Raw genomic sequence first — 17796 nt, 5'->3', positions numbered from 1 at the left:
CACCATATACAAACCGTTAAACGAACCCATTCTAAAAATCAATTAATCGGGCTAATCTGCTCTAATTTTTCTTTGTTCTTCTCGTAAGTTTTTGGAAACAGCCCCTGTAAAAACAACAATACTCCAAAACCTAAAATAACCATAGCTATTATTTTTTTGGTTTTAAAAATAAGCCTTGGTGTTAACTTAGCTTTCAGTTTTTTAGCTATTAAAATCTTGATGATATCGCAAACAAAATAAGACAGCAACATGCCACCAATAAAAACAAAACTGCCATGTTCTGAACTAGTTAACGAGTCGCCCAACACGATAAAACCCAGCCAACCCAAAAGCACACCGATATTTATAAAATTAAGTAAAAAGCCTTTTACGAATAGCTTTCCGTAACCTTTTTTTATTTCAACTTTGTGGTATTCTTTGACTATGGCTCGAAAAGATTTCGAGGTTTTCATAAAAGAAATAACCCCATAAACCATTAACAACACGCCACCAAATATTAAAAAATTAGGATCGTTGCTTATTTTTCCTCGAAGATTATTGGTGCTATAAAAGGCAATGATTATGAAAATTATATCTGCCAGAATTACGCCTAAATCAAAAATTAAAGCGCTCCTGAAGCCTTTGGTCGCACTAGTTTCCAAAAGCACAAAAAATACCGGCCCGATGGTGAAAGCGAGTATAATTCCGAAAGGAATAGCCGTTAAAATATCATCAATCATAAAAATGAGAGGGTTTCAATACAAAGTAAAGAAATATTTTAAAACTATTGTCCTATCGAGGATTGGATTTGACTTTAAGGGACAAAAAAAGGGCATGATAATTAAACCACACCCTTTTTAAAAAGCTACTAAACAAACTAATTCTTAATGAGTTTTATACTTCCAATACCGTTTGCTGTTTTAATTTGAGCAAAATATAAGCCTGCCTTTAAGCTTGAACCGTCAATGGTTGTTTCTCTACTATTGGGCGTAAGCGATAATACCGTTTTTCCTAATGCATCATAAACTCTGATTGCTTGCATTTCTATATCCGCAGTCTTAACCGTCCAATTACCTTGCGTAGGATTAGGATAGGTTTGTAGTTGTGCTAAAATATTATCACTAACACCTAATGTTGTGTTTTTGTGTAAATAAAGGTTATCGTAATAAACCGTACCTAAATTAGATGTTATGATGAACTGTACAATATCATTTCTATCAGCGTTGGTAACAGCTGTAAATTCGCTTAATGGAATATCTATAGAAATCCAAGTGCCAGGATTTGGGTTTGTTAAAAAGTTTCCATTTGTTCCTGAGTATTCAAGAGCATTGGCTTCTCCGCCTCCGCCATTCCAATTAGACAGCTTAATGTTGAAACTTTTATCTAATGTTTCTGTTTCCGTAAAAATATCCATGTGGAAATGAGTAAAATTAGTAGCATCAAATCTACCTGAAACAAACTCGACACCCTCGCAGCCTAAACCAGTAACTTTTTTAGTGGCGTTTCCGTCTACCATAACTTCTTGCGTCGTTCCTGGACACCATGGTGTATCAAAAGTATCTACCGAAATATTAGAATAGGCATCACTAAATATTGATATGACATCAGCAGCGGCTCTTGCAGGTGGTGTTGGAGCAGCCATTGATGGCCCCTCTTCAATAATAGATACTGTATATGTTTCGGTATCAGTTCCATTTTGTGCAGTTACTACAACCGTAGCATCTCCAGGTATACCAGAAGCTTGAGTTATAACAGCAGTTGCCGAGCCATTAGTTGTTGTGGCTCCAGTAATTTGAGGAACGTCAACCGTTCCTGTTGGAACAGCGTATGTATAGTCTGTTGTTGCTGGACTAAAACCACTTATTGTAGCTCCTTCAACTTCTAAATCACTCAAAGTCGCATCTGCCGCTGGGTCTGCTGGTGACTTCCAGAAATACAAATTATCTACATAAATACCATCAGTACTTCCATTTCCGCCATCAAATTTAAATTGAATACAATTGGAAAGGTCGCCTGTTATGCCAGGTACAGCAATATCGACGCTTATCCAGCTACCTGCTCCGGTATTGGTTATAGGGTTTGCTATTTCAGCTCCTGAACTTATCACATATATATTGGGGTTAAAAGACCCATCTACCCAAATATCAACGTGTAAAAACTCCATAGCCGATATGTTTTGTGCACTGCCAAACTGAACACCTTGATAGTTAAAGTTTGGGTAACCTAATACAATGTTTCCCGTACCTGGGTCAAAACTAGTATTTGCTGTTCCAAAACCACTCTGCCCCCAATTAGGGTTGAATTCTGAACCTGCAACATCCGTATAGGCTCCGCTAAAAATGGATATAACATCAGCAGCGTCTCTAGCTGGTGGGTCGGTGGCATTATCGGTTGGGCCTTGCGCAAAAGCAAACGACCCAACAATTAATAAGACAGACATTAAAGTAAATTTTTTCATCATAATATAGTTTTAATTAATAATTAGTTTTTTGGTTTTCTTAAAATTAGTCAATTGGTAATGAGATATATAAAATCAAGCCACAACAAAAAACATACATTCACAAAAAAATATGGGTTTTTTTATGAATTCAGTAATACAAGGGGTTTTCAGAGCAATTATAAACATGATTTAAGACGTAAAACAGACCATGTTGTGGTGATGTTGTGGTGAAACAATTTGATGTATTGAAACAAATAATAATTTACCTTAACTTAAAGTTCGCTATAACAACTTTTTAGCTCTTATTTTAAGTGGAAAAGGTGAAAATTTAGTCTCTTCATCTTTATCCCATAAGCCCCAAAAGGCACCTACATCACCTTCGGAACCAACCTTCCAAGATTCATCAAACGACGAAAAATAGAACATTTCGATATCATCTTCTTCAGACCAAAATTGAGAATTCACAAAGTATTTTATGGCGTTTTGATAGGAGGGAAGCGCGCCTTCTAAACCTTCACCTTGACTGGGCCATCCCGTTTCGGTTATAATTACTTTTTTTCCATTTCCAGCTTTTACTGCTTGACGAAACATATCTTTCATGTACAACAAGGCATAATCAATATGGCAACCTTCCCAATAGGGGTAACAATTTGCTAAAATAACGTCGCAGGCTTCAGTTATTTTGGGTCTTTGTCTAAACTCATAGTATGCATCAACATATCCCATTGGAATTTCAGCGGGTATTGCATCCTTTACTTGCTTCATAAAGCTTAAAAGTTCAGACTCTGTTAAATCACCTCTGTACATCACTTCATTGCCCACTGCAGCGATATCGACAAAACCTTTATTAGCCAATTTTATAAGGCCTTCAACTTCTTTTCTGTTTATTTCGGCATCGTCACCCAACCAAGCGCCAACTAAAGTCTTTATGCCATATTCTTTGGCTATCACGGGAATCAATTCATTACCATCAGTACACGAAAAGGAACGTATCCAATTTGTATAGGGCTTAATTATTTTCATGCGCCTTCTAATCTGTTTCTCTGTAATTTGGTCGCCGGGTTGCTGGCCTTCTTCATAAGGACTAAAACAAATACCATGCATCCCTTTTTTGAGAACGCGTTTAAATACATTCTGTAAGCCCTTAGTTGTTTTATTATCAAGATTTACTCCTGCTAAAGACCCTATTTTTTCTTCTCTATACGACATTTTTCATCAAGATTTTAATTTATAATTCACCTCGTCTTGCTACCAGTTCATCTTTTATTTGTCTCGCTCTATCTTCATTTAGGCTATACCTCCACATAACAATCATGGCCAAGGCCGCAGTCGTGGCAGGCACAACGATATCAGCAATTCTAAGTTGTGTCATCGTTTCGGCAGCTTGAACGGATACATTCTGGTCGAAACCAACAATTTTTAATATCACACCGCTCAATATAATAGCTAATGCCTGACCCAATTTTACCATCCACCAATAGATGGCACCAAAAGTACCTTCCTTACGGGGCATACCATTCTCAAGCTCATCTAGGTCACAAACATCAGCAGTCATACTCATCATTAACGTAAACAGTCCACCCATCCCGAAAGCAAATAAAGGAATTGGTAAAAATATAAGCCATGGAACGCCATTACTCACGTCAATGCTAAACCATGACATTCCCATACTATCCAAATATGGATTTAAAACTTCAAAAATTGAACCTACACCTCGGTTTAAACTTTGACCAAAAGCCGTTTGATTAAAACTATCATTTAGCTGCACATCGAAACCCCACCATTTTAATAGGTACCCAAGAATTGATAGGAATGTTGAAATTAAAAATGCATTTCGTTTCCCCCATTTGGTGGCCATTTTAGAAATAATAGGAATTACCAAAAAAGCTGTAATCATGGCGTTTAAGGTGTTAAACCAAGCTGGCCAGGTACCCGCTTCCACCCAACTGCCGTGATTCATGTAGAATACAATAATAAACACCGAGAACGCCGCCACAAGTTGAAACCCATTGAAGACTAAAAAAGTAGCACCGCAGAGTTTCATGAAAGGCTTATTTTTAGAGACTTGTTTAATGCCTTTTACAAGCTCTTTTAAATTAGCCGCAAGCGTTCTAAAATTAATGACTTGCCGGTTTTCCATGTGTGCAGAATCTATTCCTCTGCAAAATATAGCTGGTAGTATTCCAAATAAAATGCACACGCCACCAACAATCACCGCCATGGTCCTGACACCTTGAGCGGGATTATCGAACGTATTTACATCTGGAATGATAACATATAACCAAGGCACAATCATCCAGGCAATTTGCCCCATAGAATTCGCCAAACTCATTAGTCTGGTTCTTTCATTATAATCGGAAGTCATTTCGTAACCTAATCCAACAAGAGGTGTAGCAAACATCGTGTTTCCTACAAGAAATAGTATTTGCAGAATCATCACATACCAGAAATTGAAGGTTTGCGATGCATTTTCATCCAATTGCCACATTAATATGAAAAGTATGCCACTAATTAATGCGCCTCCAAAAATATAAGGCCTTCTTCGTCCCCAACGTGATTTGGTATTATCTGAAATAAAACCCATTATTGGGTCTGTTAAGGCATCAAATATTCTTGGCAACCCTCCCAAAAGACCTGCCCAAACGGGGTCCATTCCAAAAGCCGTTAAGATGAACACTTGCAAATAAACACCTAATACTCCTGGTAGCAAATTAAGAACGAAATGGCCTGCACCGAATGCTGCCTTTTGTCCTACTGGAACTTTATCCTTTGCTGCTGTTTTTATCTTAGACATATTTTTTTGGTTTAGTTGGTTTTTAATTATTTATTTGAAATAATCACGGTTTGTAATGCTTTCCCATCTATGGCAAAGCGTTTTGTTTTGCCCTCTAAGGACAGGTTAATACTTTTTGGTATTTCAGTTTCGTTAAAAATGACCACTGCTATGGTACCGTCTGGATTTTTTGCGGCAGCCATCATAAGGTCTTCATCTGGATTCTCTATGCCAATAACTTGGGCATTCGGCCTAATGTATTTACTAAAATGTGCCATGGTATAATAGAGCGGGGTAAAGTAAACTTCATCTTTATCGGGGTCTACAATTACAGGAGCAACGCACCAATTTTCGAACCAGTTAGGTCCGCCTTGTCGGTCTAAAACCATATTCCAATCTACCCAACCATCTACCCAATTATTAAGGCAGCCAATAATATCTCTGGCATATCGGTTAACAGGTGCATACTTTGGATGTAAATATTTTTCATCCTCTGATGCCCAGTCCCAGCCCCAATCGGTGGCTTCCTTAGCCCAATACCACGCATCGTCATACCATTTTGGTACTTCAGAATCCACACAGCCTTCGGTCTCAATTAAAAATTTATTAGGCGCTTTTTTATGGGCATACTGCAAGGCTTCAGGAAAATAATCATAGGTGCTTTCATACCAATGAATAGCCGTTCCATCAAAGTATTTTGACGATGCATTATCTCTGTACATTTCATCTACCCATTCCTTTAATCCTGCACGGTTTTGGTCGTAACCCAAAATTATTTTATCGCCGTAACCATCTGCTTCTAATTTTGGTCCCAAATGAAACTGAACAAAATCGGTCATTTCCTTGGGCGAAAAGTGCATACTTTCCCAGTTATTGCCATTTCCGTGCGGCTCATTTTCTACGGTAAAACCCCAAATATCTATGCCTTCAGCTTTATAAGCATCCAGGTATTTTGAAAAAAACAAGGCCCAAGTATCATAATATTTAGGAAGCAATTTTCCACCAACCCAACTCTTGTTGTCCTTCATCCAAGGTGCGGCTGTCCATGGTGATGCAAATATTTTAAACCCATCTTCTGAAACGGCCATGGCATCTTTTATCATGGGAATTAAATCGTCCCTATCTTCTTCTATAGTAAAATGCTCCAAGTTTTTATCGCCTTCAACAGGTGTATATGAATAATTGCTGAGTGAGAAATCACAAGAATTCATGTGTGTTCGTGTAAGCGAATATCTAGCTCCATTTTTTCCAAAATAGGCTTGAATAATGGTATCTCGATTGGCTTTGCTTAGCTGATTTAAGAGATATGCTGAAGACTCTGTAAATGCACCTCCAAAACCGGTTATGGTCTGATATGTTTTTTCTGGCAATAGATTGACATTTACCAAACTATCTGAATGTTGAAATGCCTTTAATTCGGTAAGTTTATTTCCTGCCAATGAGGTTTCAATAATTTTAACTTCCAATTCTTTTTGCGTTTCAGTACAACCCATAATGATTAAAAAAAGTCCGTAAAAAAATATATTTAGTGATTTCATTATCTCATATTTTAATTTCTGATTAATGTGATATGCTCGTTTCAACCTCAGCTGGTGGAACCAAAACATCTTTCATTAAAGCATCTTTATCGCCGTTATATGTTTTTGTAATGGATTTTCCGTCCCTTGTCAATCCTTTAAAAATGCCTTTATCAACCAAGTCCCAAATAGCATATTTGGCCTGGCCTTTAAGATTGATAAGGCCGAAATGATTTTCTGAACCCAATTTGTTTGCGGCATCTTTCCATTGCTCATCGAAAGCCTCGAAATAAAAGCAGGATATGTTGTTCTTATTTGTCCATTCTCTAATGAGCTCATGGTAGCGGCCAGATTTGTATTCATCGCAAGCCCTAGATCCTTTTGCTCCATAATGCCCGTTAGAAACCGATGCCCAACCTGTTTCACCAATATGCACTGGCTTATTAACCCCTAAACTTTTCATGTAATTGGAAACACTGTCGTGTTGTTTTTGTGCAAACCTTAAAGCACGCTGCATGGCTGCTTCTATCTTTTCATCATCAGAAAGTTCATTTTCACCTTCCGGAACTAACCAAAAGGCAGGATTATAGTGAGAGTTATGCATAGGGTAGGTATGCATTGAAATATAATCGACTGCCTTGCTTAGTTGTTCTAAATCTTCTGTATGATAACTTGGATCTCCGCCGCCCCATGATGAAAAATCATCAGAACTGGTTATCCATAACTCTTTTGGTAATTCGCCGGATTGCTTTAAATCCTGTAAATATGTTACCCACTTTAAAATGACCTCGGGCTGTACATAATAACTTGTTGCCCAACGTACCATAGCTTCGTTTCCTACAGCAATTATTTTTACAATGTCTGGGTACTGTTTAGCCAAATTTACGGCGCGGGCAATTTCGCCTGCGTTTTGCTCGCTTTCAATATGGTGGTTTGGCTCAAGGTCTGTCCATGCATTTATACAATCAATCCATGCGCCAAGCATCACATACATTTCAAAACTAGAATCCTGTTCCTTTAATTCCTTTATAGCCTTTAAAATATTAGGAGCCTGTTGCAACTGCACATTATAGGTTCGCAATACTTTTATGCCCATAGCCGCCAAAATTTTCAAATCCTCCTTAAGCTGGGCTATTGAGGGTTGGCTATCTCTTGAAATATCACGATAACCACCATAAGAAATGGCTAAGTATTCCGGGTTTCCTAAAATATCCGCTGCTGAAATATGCTTAGTTCTTGTCACGATTTTAATCTCTTTTTTTGAATTATGCACACACCCAAAAACACAAATTATAAGAGCAACTACCGCTAAAATGTTTTGAAGGCATTTCATTATTATCATTTAAGGTTTTTTACTGATACTACTATCCTGTCTATATCTCCAGTGCGTTCAAATATGGTTTTGGAGGTGCTTCCATCAAGTTTTAAGCTGTCGAACTTTTTCAATGTTCCGTTGTTGTAGAGCACTTCTAATTTTTCGGAATCTGACAACTTGTAAACAACAGGAACTTGGCAATAGGTAAAACACAATGAATGTTCTTCTAAGCCTATTTGCTTTTCATCTCCATTAAGATCTACATAACCAAATGTTTTTGGTTCTTTTATCAGCTCACTTTCACGAAGCAAACAAGGATTAAAAACCACGGTTCCATCCTCAACAAAAACACCCAGTTCACCAATTCTGCATAAAATATCTTCTTTCACTTGGCCAGTCATTCCAGGCTGTTGAGCCCCTTTGGTTGCCGGCGTATGGGAGTAGGGGTCGGTTGGAAATGCACCGTATAATTCTGGAGATTTATGCACCCCAATTCCCGCCTGTATTTCATAATAGTGTTCCAATAATCGTCCTATGATTTCTTCACTTTCATTGGAATTAATAGCGAGCAAGCAATTTTCCTGAACCGCCAATAGCAGCTTTGAAACCATGTGCCAATAGATAGACCCTAAGCCTTCATAGCCATAGAATGTACCCGAACGCCCTGTAAAAGCTTTATGGTTAAAAACCTCTTCAAAGGCATCTAACACTAATTTAGATTCGGCATTAACTAATGATTTGTATTCATTCGGAAGCTGTTTTAAAGCTTCGCTTAAACTATCAGCATTGTTGAAATTACCGTTAAAGTGGTAATTGCCATTCACATCCTTTTCAATAATTTGACGGTTGCCCGCCTCAACCAACTGAGAAAGTAATTTTGAATGTTGCACCTGCTCTTTCGAGATGTTGTTCTTTTTATCAAAACGGGGCAATTCTTTATTCGGATATAAAATATAACTGTATTGGTCTGGCCTAAACAAGGTGCTATTTTTTAAACCGTCCAATAATTTTAATGCTTCTTTAGGGACTAAATAGCCAGAACTCAATACGGCTACTTGGCCCTCTAACATTTCCGGTAGATAGGAAATGGATATTTCCTTATCGTTTTCAACCGTCATTAAATTGTAAGCGTGATACATGTTATCTACCCGCTTGTTGGCTTTTATAGTTTGTTGTAAATAAGCCCTTGTAATGGTTAAAAATTCTAATATACTTTGCTTACCTAATGTTTCTTTTTCGCCTGTAAAACCATCTTTATAAATTGTCAATCGATAATCACTTCCTGCTTCACCAAGGCCATCTAAAACCGTTTTTCTATCCTCGTTTGAAATGGTTTGATTCAAAATATCCTTGTTCGCTTCGAGTGTTGCGTAAACACCTCCGAAAAACGTTTTCAACTCTGAAGATAGCTCAACGGATTCTACGTTGGACTTAGTTACAACATCTTCGAAAAACGTTAAAAAGCGTTCTAAGTAACATAGTGTTACCATAGAAACGCCGTTTCCTACTAAAGCGTTATTGGCATCGTTCCATTCTGGACGTTGGGTATTTAACCAAATACCGCCCTCTGGAATAAAGTTTGAAACTTTTGCCAGCACAGTTACAAGCAATTTTTCGATTAAATTCACTTTGTAAATACTCAATTTTTGGTCTACCAAAAGCGCACCATCCGCACCCAGCTGACTTTTCTTTTCGTTGATTTTATGATCCAGTTCATAATCAAAATCAATAGTGTCCTTCGGGTTTCTTAAAATATCGGTATGGCTCTTAATTTTATAAGGCACATTGGCGTAAACAAATACGTCTTGGTTAAATAAATCTTCAAGAGCGTTAGGGTAGTGGGTTTCTATAAATTCTAAAAACTTTAACAAGTAAATTATTTGGTGATCACCCCAATAGCCAATGTAAGACCATGGGTCGTTTTCTTCAATAATTTCCCAGTCAAAACCATCTTTGGTTACCCTATAAGGGTTATAGCCATCAAAAGTTGTCGCATTAAGAAACTTGTGAATCATACTCTCGATAAACTCGGGATAGGCATGGGCGAGGGCTTCCCAGTTTTGAAAAATGTCGCGCCAGTTTCCTTCGTAATCTAATATTTTTGAGCCGTCAATTTCACTTTGTGTGTTGATAGAAAATTTATTCCACGGTCTACTGGGATCGCCATGTCTTCGGCTAAACTTCAACGGTAAGTATTCCAAGCACAAGCGCTTAAAATCTTTATCATGATCGTTCTCAGCAACGTTTCTAATATATTTTTGAGTAAATCGCTCCGGTAGATTTTCCAAAAGCTCTTTTTTACTTATATAAACCTTGGTGTTGGCTTTTTCTAAATATGTTAAAAAGTCCCATTTTTCAATGTTATAATCATCATCAAAAATACCTCCACGCATAATGTTGAACAATGTATTTGCAAAATGCCTAGTATTGGTCAATGCATCGGCAGTAAGTTGCAAGCCGTCTGAAGCCGCAGCCAGGGCTATTAAATTTTCAGTACCCCTGTTAATGTCCTTTTGAACTATATCCTCGAGATTGGATTCATTTTTAATTCGTGAAGCCATATCTTCAATCTGCGTTACAGACTGGTTTACATTAGCCACAAAACTCCATGTTTTTGATTCATTGCCATTTAATCCTAAAGTTTCACTGATGAAATAAGCCCCTTTTTCAGCTTTAATATCTTCCTCTTGCTTTACATCACCAACTCGTCTAAAATTATCCAACTGCAAAGAAGACAGTAAATACTTTGGTTTATCCAATCCAAATGACCAAATCATGTTTGCTTTGAGAGCCTCACTAGGTTCTGCTTTATCCACAATGATAGAGCTTAAGGCATAAATTCCTAATCCAACATTTGGTTTGAGTTCGCTCTTTTTATAAGCATCAACCAAGTTGCTCCTGGAATTTTGCAAATCAGAGCCAACACCATATGGTATAATATTTTGCAGCCCATCGAGAAGGGTTACTTCAACTTTATCGGAGGAATTATTTATCAATTCAGACTTCTTAACAAAACCGAATTTGTTGCTAGAGTTCCATTGGTATCTAAACGTTAAACCTAAATCTTCATTGATTTCTTCAAAAACTACTTTATTTCCATAGACATTTTTGTATAGGTTTTGCTGTATCTTATACATGCCTATTTGACGGATTGAAAACGGTTCCCATATAAAAGTTTTTCCATTTCTGTTCAAATGAAAAATGGATTTGCTCCCTGTAATATCAGCAGATTCGCTTATTTTATCGTCCGTGTAATAGGGAAATAATGCATATTCTGAATTTTTCCTTCCCGCGGTAAGGCCGCCATTACTTGAAACAAACATCCAATGGTTGGAATCTGAAACTATACTCATAAAAAATGGGCGCATAGCATCACTATTTTCTATCTTGTAATAGTCTTCGTTTTCAAAGTCTACAAGACCTCCTTTTGTAAAATATTTGTCTTCTAAATTCTTGTTTTCAGTTGCTGTAATCATTACTTAATTAACTTTTAAGGCATAATAATGCCCCATGAAATTTAAATTTTATAAATAAGTTAAAGGGATTAACCTTTTAAAATTGAATTATTCGTACACTCTAACATAGTCTACCTCCATAGTTTGCGGAAACACAGTTTGAGCATTTGGTGACCCTACATAATTCCCTCCCACTGCTAGATTGATGATGATATAGAAAGGATGATTGTAAACCCATTCACCAGGCACATCGTCTGGGGTAATTTGGTTATACAAAAAGCCATCTACATAAAAATTAATGTAATCTTCGCCCCATTCAATACCAAAAATGTGAAAACCCGTATCGAAACGGTCGCCTTCCAATTCGAACGGTTTAGTTACCGCCTCTCCTCCAGAATATCCAGGACCATGAAGGGTTCCATTAATAATTGTAGGTTCTTGACCGCGGTTTTCCATAATGTCGATTTCACCAATTTGAGGCCAAACTTCCATACCATTATTGTCATCGCCCAACATCCAAAACGCAGGCCAAATTCCCTGTCCCCATGGCAGTTTAATTTTCGCTTCAAATCTTCCATAGGTTTTTTGAAACTTACCCTTGGTTTGAATTCTAGCTGATGTATAAGAAGCACCTTCAAACGATTCTTTTATGGCAGTAATATGAAGCATGCCGTTTTCAACCTTAATATTTTCAGGTCTATCGGTATAATATTGCAATTCGTTATTCCCCCATCCCGGAATACCTTGTTCTGCACCGTTGCCCATATCATAATTCCACATGGCTGTGTTTGGTGGCCCATCAGTATCGAACTCATCGGACATTACTAAGCTATTCAATGTTGTAACGGTTTGTGTTTCGTCGGTTTCACAATTAAAAAACAGCACCGATAAAAGCGATAAAAGCAGCGCCCTGTAGCGAAGCGTTTTTATGTTATATGTAATTTTCATATTTAAATTTTTTAATTCGTTTTCTTAATTCGAGAAGTATAGGTTATCGATAAACAATGTTCCGGTTGGCGCATTCACTAAAATGATTTGTGCAAGATGAGCTGTGCTCGTTAATCCTGTAAAATCGGTTAGAGGTATATTGTATCGAACCCATTGGTTGGTTGGTGTTGGTCCTAAATTAATTTCAAATTCAGAATCGTCGCCTCCTTGAAATGCCCCATTTGCACCAAAGTCAACTAATTTTATCTTTAATTCATTGGCATCTGGAGACCAAACATCTAAATGAAGCGTTGTGGTTGCTGAAGCATCGATAATATTTGCTCCAAGAAACTCGAGTCCTGTGAAATTTAGATTAGAATATTTTAAAACTTCATTTGAAGCAATGGTCTCAACCGATAGAACCGAACCGCTATCAAAATTATTCAACCCGTCATTTCCAATATCTGAATAACTATCACTAAAAATAGAAATAACATTGTTGGCAACTTCATCTTCCGTTGGCGTATCGGGCGCATCAGTTGGTGTTGTTGGAACTTCATATAAATATAAGTTATCCACTAAAATATCGGTTATTGTTCCTGTTGCGTTAGGGTTTGTTCCTTCTGTTACCAAAACTATTTGCCCTATGTTAGCCTGTGATGTTAAACCGAAACTAGACAACAGAATGTCAATACTGGCCCAGCTGCCACTAACTAATTGTGCATTGGTTATGGTAACGCTACCTGCAGAGTCGTCACCACCACTAAACGCAGCATCGGCACCAAAATCCCTTAATTCAACTCTAACAAAGTCTCCCGGATTTACTGGGTTTTCAACTTGAATATCGATGTGCATGTGCGTCATTTGTGAAGCCGCAATTGTTGGCGAGGTAAATTCCATTCCCACAAAATTCATTTGCGTATATTTTATAATATTATCGCCATTAATTACAATATCGGCTTGCCCTTGAGTAGTTTGGAAAGGCGCATAATAGCCATTATAAAAATCTACTGGAACATTAGTATAAGCATCACTAAAAATGGAAATAACGTTAGCGGGATCTCTCGTTGGAGTGGGAGCAGGCGTAAAATCGCCTAAAGACTCTAAGGTTAGTGAACCCATAGCCTCTAAACCACCCAAGGTTGCAGTTACAACCGCAGTACCACTACCCACAACCGAAACTACTCCTAAATCGCTCACCGTAGCCACATTAGGGTTTGAAGAACTGAACTCGAAATATCCAGGAGCCGCATTAACCGTTTGGTCTAAACCCGTAGACAAATTAAACGTTTGGGTAAGCCTATCTAATACATTCGATGACCCAATAAAGGTTTGTTGAACCACATCTTCACCTCCCAGAATAGCAGGTCTTGGCTGGGCTATGGTTCCTAGTTTTTCAAACTTTAACTCGTCTATCCAGAACGAATAACCTTTGCTGTCCTCAGGACCTTCGGCGTACCAAAATAGCCCAGCTTCCTCTGTTAATTTTGAAGCATCAGGAATAGGAATAATATATTGTCTCCAGTTTGTTGTTAACTGAATACTTGTACTCACTTGATATTTGTTTTCCTCGAAGTCTTGACCAAAACCAATTTCGTTTATAGTGCCACCCGTGGTCCCTTTTGCCCAGAATGTTAAAGCATCGTATTCGGTTAAGTCACGACCCGTTGCTGTTCTAAAAATAGCACCCGCATAAGCGCCTGAAGGGTCTCCAACGTTGGGTACATCAAATCGCATAGATGCCGTTCCGTCATATTTTTCTTCATCGTCAACACTAAACGCTTCGAAGTAAGAATCACCAAAAGGAAAATAATCTAAACCACCACTAAACCCATCAATAAAAACATTGGGGTCTGAGCTAAAACCTGCGAGTTCTTTGTCGCCCGAAGGGTCTCTTTCACAGCTCAAGCTTACAAAAACCAGAGCTAAAATGAATGTGAATTTTATGTTATCGAATTTTATAGTTTTCATTGTTCTCAGTTTTTTATTTTCCAATGTTGATGTGTATATATGTTCTTATTTCCCATTCTTGGCCATCATCAAACCCCACAGGGCTTAAAGGAGCCACGCCAAATTCTGGAGCTTGATTAGGCAAGTATCTTGGTGAATTTTCGTTAAGCGAACGCCATGTGCCACGAATTCCAACTTGTGTGTTCGGAAGGATAAACCAATCGGGTTTGCCAACTGTTGTTGACACATCCAACATTAATTGTACTGGAAATGTTAAATTGAAATCGCGGTGGTAGTCAAAAGGTCCCCAGTCATTAATTTTAAATGCATGGGTTACTTTTAGTTTGTTATAAATTAACCTGATATCTCCACCAACGCGTTTAATTAGTCTTTCGTCACTACCATTGGCTTGAGCGTTACCAGCATAAAGATTTGCAATAACACCAAGGTCTGGACTTACTTTTGATACAATGCGGGAATGTGCTTCCCATAAATCTTGTGCTGGTGCCGAGCCGGGAAAAGCAAATAAAGTACGGTTACTCAAAAACCCGATAGCAGCATCTTGAGCCGTTGGATGATGCCTAAACACAAAACCTAGATTAAATGCGAATTTGGCATCTTCAGACCTATCGTTGTCCCATTCGTACATCCACGTACCTGGGGTAGGGTCGTATGTTAGCAAAAGTTCTCCTGCTGTGGTTTCTCTGTTTCCCCGAACCGCAAATGGATCATCAAAAATATTTCTTAACCTTCCAGGGGCCTCCACATCATTGGGCATTGGGCCAACAATTGGTTTTTGCCATAAAAAGTTAGGCGCTATTTGAATATTACCAAATGTATAGGTAAACCCTGTAAGGAAGTTAGTCTGGTTTCCGCTACCACTATCTTTTAGTCTCCACCCGGTAAATGTTTTGGTATTGTCTGCACCGCCGTTGGCAACCAAGCCCATTGCAGCACCTTGGGCGTACCAATTGAACCGCCCTTTTTCAAGCGTGATTTTAGCTTTTGCTCCCCAATTGTCTTTGCTACTAATTTTATCGGTGTATACCGTGTAATTCCCTGCATCGCCTTCGGTGTATTGGAATTCTCTTCCGTTTAATGGTTGACCGGCCCAAAGACCACCCAACTCGATTCCTAAGGAACCGAACTCTCTTTTAAGATAAAGCGATAGCCTTCGTGTTTGCGGCATCGGTATAGCGTTTGAAGAAACCACTTCTCCTATATCGTCGATATCTTCATGATACACCCCTGCAATATCCCAATGAGCCAATTTTGTTTGGTACTTTAATAATATCGCTGGGTTTGCTCCCCACCATAATTGAGGGCCGAAAGCCGCCTTAAATCCGTCTATCGCTCCTTTACCATCAACTTCAAAACCTGAAATTTCACCATTGTATATATCAAGGTTTGGACCATAATTTGCCTCTGGATATAACCCAAAGAAATCACCCTCATAACCCCAGTGGTAATGCCCCGTTCTATAAAACCCTCTTAAATTGAAATCTTTGGCATTCCATTCATAAGATGCATTATAAACTTGAACTCTGTTATTATCAGTTAAAGTTACGGGGCCGTTATCTGAATTTACTGTTATTGGTCTTGCTCTGTTTTCATAAAAGATTTCATCAATAGGATTTTCAGCCACATTGCCAATGATGTTGAAATTAACTTCCGCTCGCATATTGGCCGAAGGGTTTCCTTCTACACCAACAAAGTAGGATTGCATATGATCGAACCCTAATTGATTCGGGTATACTTGCTCATCTGGATTAGGCGCGTCTGGGGTTGTAATTAAACTTCCACCTGTATTGAATGTGGTAAATTCTGCCCTTAAATTACTTAGGCGAATTTTACCACCGCTTTGTGCTTCTAAAGCTGCTTTATCGCCACGCGCTTTTAAAACAGCCTCCATGAGCTGAATGTTACTAAAGTAGTTTTTCACAAAATCGGCATCAACACCTTCTCCATAAGGGTTTAGTTGGTGCGCTTCCTTTAAAGCGTAATAAGCTGCACGCGGATACAATTCGTATAAACCTCTTGCGTTTGTTGGCCCTTTTGCGCAAATACCAAACCACTCTTCATTCATATTGTTTTCACCTTCGGCAGCTAAATCTAAAGCATAACCGCCGTTGGACCATGATGCATTATTATCGTGTACATCGGCATTCTTCCTGTCATCAAAACCATACTTCCACCAACCATCACTAAATTGAAACGTAAATCCTCCAATGGTGTTTCCAGCTTTACCTAAACCCGCCGCATTTTCATAAATCTCTTTCCAGTTATTAACCATGTAATAGGCTTGAGACTTTTGGTCTTCCCTATTTTCTATGGCATTGAAGGCATCAGCACCAAACTCTGTAAACATTAATGGCTTATTAAGTTTTTCCTTTACCACTTTAAACATATCGGTAAACGATGCCCCGCGGTAAGTGTTTGTTCCGTATATGTCAACATCTTTACATTCTTCGGCTACAATATCTATAAACAACACATCGCCATTACATATCGCCACAGGGTGCGAAGCGTCCATAGACTTCATTTTTTTTGCTGCCTCGTTCATTAATTTGTACATGGGTCTTCCTCTAGATTCGCCTATGTAGTCTATTCTTTGTTGGTCGTCTGGAAAATCTTCAGTTTCTGCACCTTGCCAAAACAGTCCGTAGTTATTTTCATTTCCTAATAAGTACAGTAGCAAACCAGGGGTGTCCTTATATTCTCGTACTAACTTCTCTACTTCAGACATTAAAAACTCTTGAGTTTTTTCTTCTGAATAAATGGTAACTGGTGTCCAAACACCATCTAATGTTAAACCATAACGCCCAAATGAATGATTGAGCATGGTGTAAATACCATAGTTTTCGTAGATATACTTTATCCAACGCGCCGGAACGCCCGTATACTGACGTATAACATTAACATTCATGTTCTTTAACAGTGACATTTCTGTATCGAGACCCGCTTTAATAACATCATCGGATTTTTTCCAGAAATCGGCATTAACGGTATTGGTGCCTATAGGAATGTAATCCCAGTTCATACCATTAATCATGAAGTCCTTTCCATTGACAACTAGTTTCATACCTTCCTCATTGCTTACAATAGATACTTTATCGGCTTGAGCAAAAGCGGTTATGGTTAAAAAGAAAAGTACTAATCTTAGAAAATTGTTTTTCATAGCTTATTAAGTTTAAGTCAGTATTTAGAAACTTTCCATTTGAAAATAGATAAAGCTTCAAGGTGTTTATAGAGTTCGAAAACTCGCATCGTTTTCGGATTATTTAAAATTACTCTATTTAAATATGAATTTGATAAAAAACACCTCAACAAAAAACATACAATTCAAAAATTATGTGTAATTACTCCTGATTACGCAATAGTATAAAGAGATTATTAAGGTTTTACAAGTGTTTTAAAACTTTCCTAAATAGATAAAAAAC

General features: G+C 38.0%; 10 protein-coding genes. All 10 read right to left on the bottom strand.

Translation table 11 applies throughout. The features are described 5' to 3' along the window. Positions 1 to 38: 38 nt before the first annotated feature. The 10 genes from ACIEHO_RS00455 to ACIEHO_RS00410 all read right to left on the bottom strand — a co-directional run bounded on the left by ACIEHO_RS00455 (position 39) and on the right by ACIEHO_RS00410 (position 17534). The gene (locus ACIEHO_RS00455; RefSeq protein ID WP_406967517.1) at positions 39 to 719 is read right to left on the bottom strand and encodes a LysE family translocator; all 681 of its coding nucleotides are present in this window, start codon (positions 717 to 719) and stop codon (positions 39 to 41) included. Between the two features lie 137 nt (positions 720 to 856). Next, positions 857 to 2440 carry a T9SS type A sorting domain-containing protein gene (locus ACIEHO_RS00450; RefSeq protein WP_406967515.1) on the bottom strand — a complete coding sequence of 528 codons (1584 nt, stop codon included), beginning with the start codon at positions 2438 to 2440 and terminating at the stop codon, positions 857 to 859. A 261-nt stretch (positions 2441 to 2701) separates the two neighbouring features. Further along, on the bottom strand, positions 2702 to 3628 hold the full coding sequence (locus ACIEHO_RS00445) for a glycoside hydrolase family 17 protein (RefSeq protein ID WP_406967513.1): 927 nt from the start codon (positions 3626 to 3628) through the stop codon (positions 2702 to 2704). A 19-nt stretch (positions 3629 to 3647) separates the two neighbouring features. Then, positions 3648 to 5213: an MFS transporter gene (locus tag ACIEHO_RS00440; RefSeq protein ID WP_406967511.1), complete on the bottom strand. Its 1566-nt coding sequence runs from the start codon at positions 5211 to 5213 to the stop codon at positions 3648 to 3650. A gap of 26 nt (positions 5214 to 5239) precedes the next feature. Continuing rightward, complete coding sequence (locus ACIEHO_RS00435) at positions 5240 to 6730, bottom strand: glycoside hydrolase family 30 protein (protein ID WP_406967509.1); 1491 nt, start codon at positions 6728 to 6730, stop codon at positions 5240 to 5242. A gap of 22 nt (positions 6731 to 6752) precedes the next feature. Next, positions 6753 to 8042 carry a glycoside hydrolase family 17 protein gene (locus tag ACIEHO_RS00430; RefSeq protein ID WP_406968682.1) on the bottom strand — a complete coding sequence of 430 codons (1290 nt, stop codon included), beginning with the start codon at positions 8040 to 8042 and terminating at the stop codon, positions 6753 to 6755. A gap of 5 nt (positions 8043 to 8047) precedes the next feature. Further along, positions 8048 to 11500 carry a hypothetical protein gene (locus ACIEHO_RS00425; protein ID WP_406967507.1) on the bottom strand — a complete coding sequence of 1151 codons (3453 nt, stop codon included), beginning with the start codon at positions 11498 to 11500 and terminating at the stop codon, positions 8048 to 8050. A gap of 87 nt (positions 11501 to 11587) precedes the next feature. Next, on the bottom strand, positions 11588 to 12427 hold the full coding sequence (locus ACIEHO_RS00420) for a glycoside hydrolase family 16 protein (protein ID WP_406967505.1): 840 nt from the start codon (positions 12425 to 12427) through the stop codon (positions 11588 to 11590). Between the two features lie 24 nt (positions 12428 to 12451). Continuing rightward, on the bottom strand, positions 12452 to 14377 hold the full coding sequence (locus ACIEHO_RS00415) for an Ig-like domain-containing protein (protein ID WP_406967503.1): 1926 nt from the start codon (positions 14375 to 14377) through the stop codon (positions 12452 to 12454). A gap of 13 nt (positions 14378 to 14390) precedes the next feature. Next, complete coding sequence (locus tag ACIEHO_RS00410) at positions 14391 to 17534, bottom strand: glycoside hydrolase family 2 TIM barrel-domain containing protein (RefSeq protein ID WP_406967501.1); 3144 nt, start codon at positions 17532 to 17534, stop codon at positions 14391 to 14393. Positions 17535 to 17796: the final 262 nt, after the last annotated feature.

Source organism: Flavisericum labens (assembly GCF_045446075.1).
GTDB classification, from domain to species: Bacteria; Bacteroidota; Bacteroidia; order Flavobacteriales; family Flavobacteriaceae; genus Flavisericum; species Flavisericum labens.
This window is presented reverse-complemented; position numbering and strand designations above follow the sequence as displayed.

Bases quoted from the DNA above. Each gene is read 5' to 3' on its own strand.
- ACIEHO_RS00445 (WP_406967513.1), bottom strand. From the start codon at position 3,628: ATGTCGTATAGAGAAGAAAAAATAGGGTCTTTAGCAGGAGTAAATCTT.
- ACIEHO_RS00455 (WP_406967517.1), bottom strand. From the start codon at position 719: ATGATTGATGATATTTTAACGGCTATTCCTTTCGGAATTATACTCGCT.
- ACIEHO_RS00425 (WP_406967507.1), bottom strand. From the start codon at position 11,500: ATGATTACAGCAACTGAAAACAAGAATTTAGAAGACAAATATTTTACA.
- ACIEHO_RS00450 (WP_406967515.1), bottom strand. From the start codon at position 2,440: ATGATGAAAAAATTTACTTTAATGTCTGTCTTATTAATTGTTGGGTCG.
- ACIEHO_RS00440 (WP_406967511.1), bottom strand. From the start codon at position 5,213: ATGTCTAAGATAAAAACAGCAGCAAAGGATAAAGTTCCAGTAGGACAA.
- ACIEHO_RS00435 (WP_406967509.1), bottom strand. From the start codon at position 6,730: ATGAAATCACTAAATATATTTTTTTACGGACTTTTTTTAATCATTATG.
- ACIEHO_RS00420 (WP_406967505.1), bottom strand. From the start codon at position 12,427: ATGAAAATTACATATAACATAAAAACGCTTCGCTACAGGGCGCTGCTT.
- ACIEHO_RS00410 (WP_406967501.1), bottom strand. From the start codon at position 17,534: ATGAAAAACAATTTTCTAAGATTAGTACTTTTCTTTTTAACCATAACC.
- ACIEHO_RS00430 (WP_406968682.1), bottom strand. From the start codon at position 8,042: ATGAAATGCCTTCAAAACATTTTAGCGGTAGTTGCTCTTATAATTTGT.
- ACIEHO_RS00415 (WP_406967503.1), bottom strand. From the start codon at position 14,377: ATGAAAACTATAAAATTCGATAACATAAAATTCACATTCATTTTAGCT.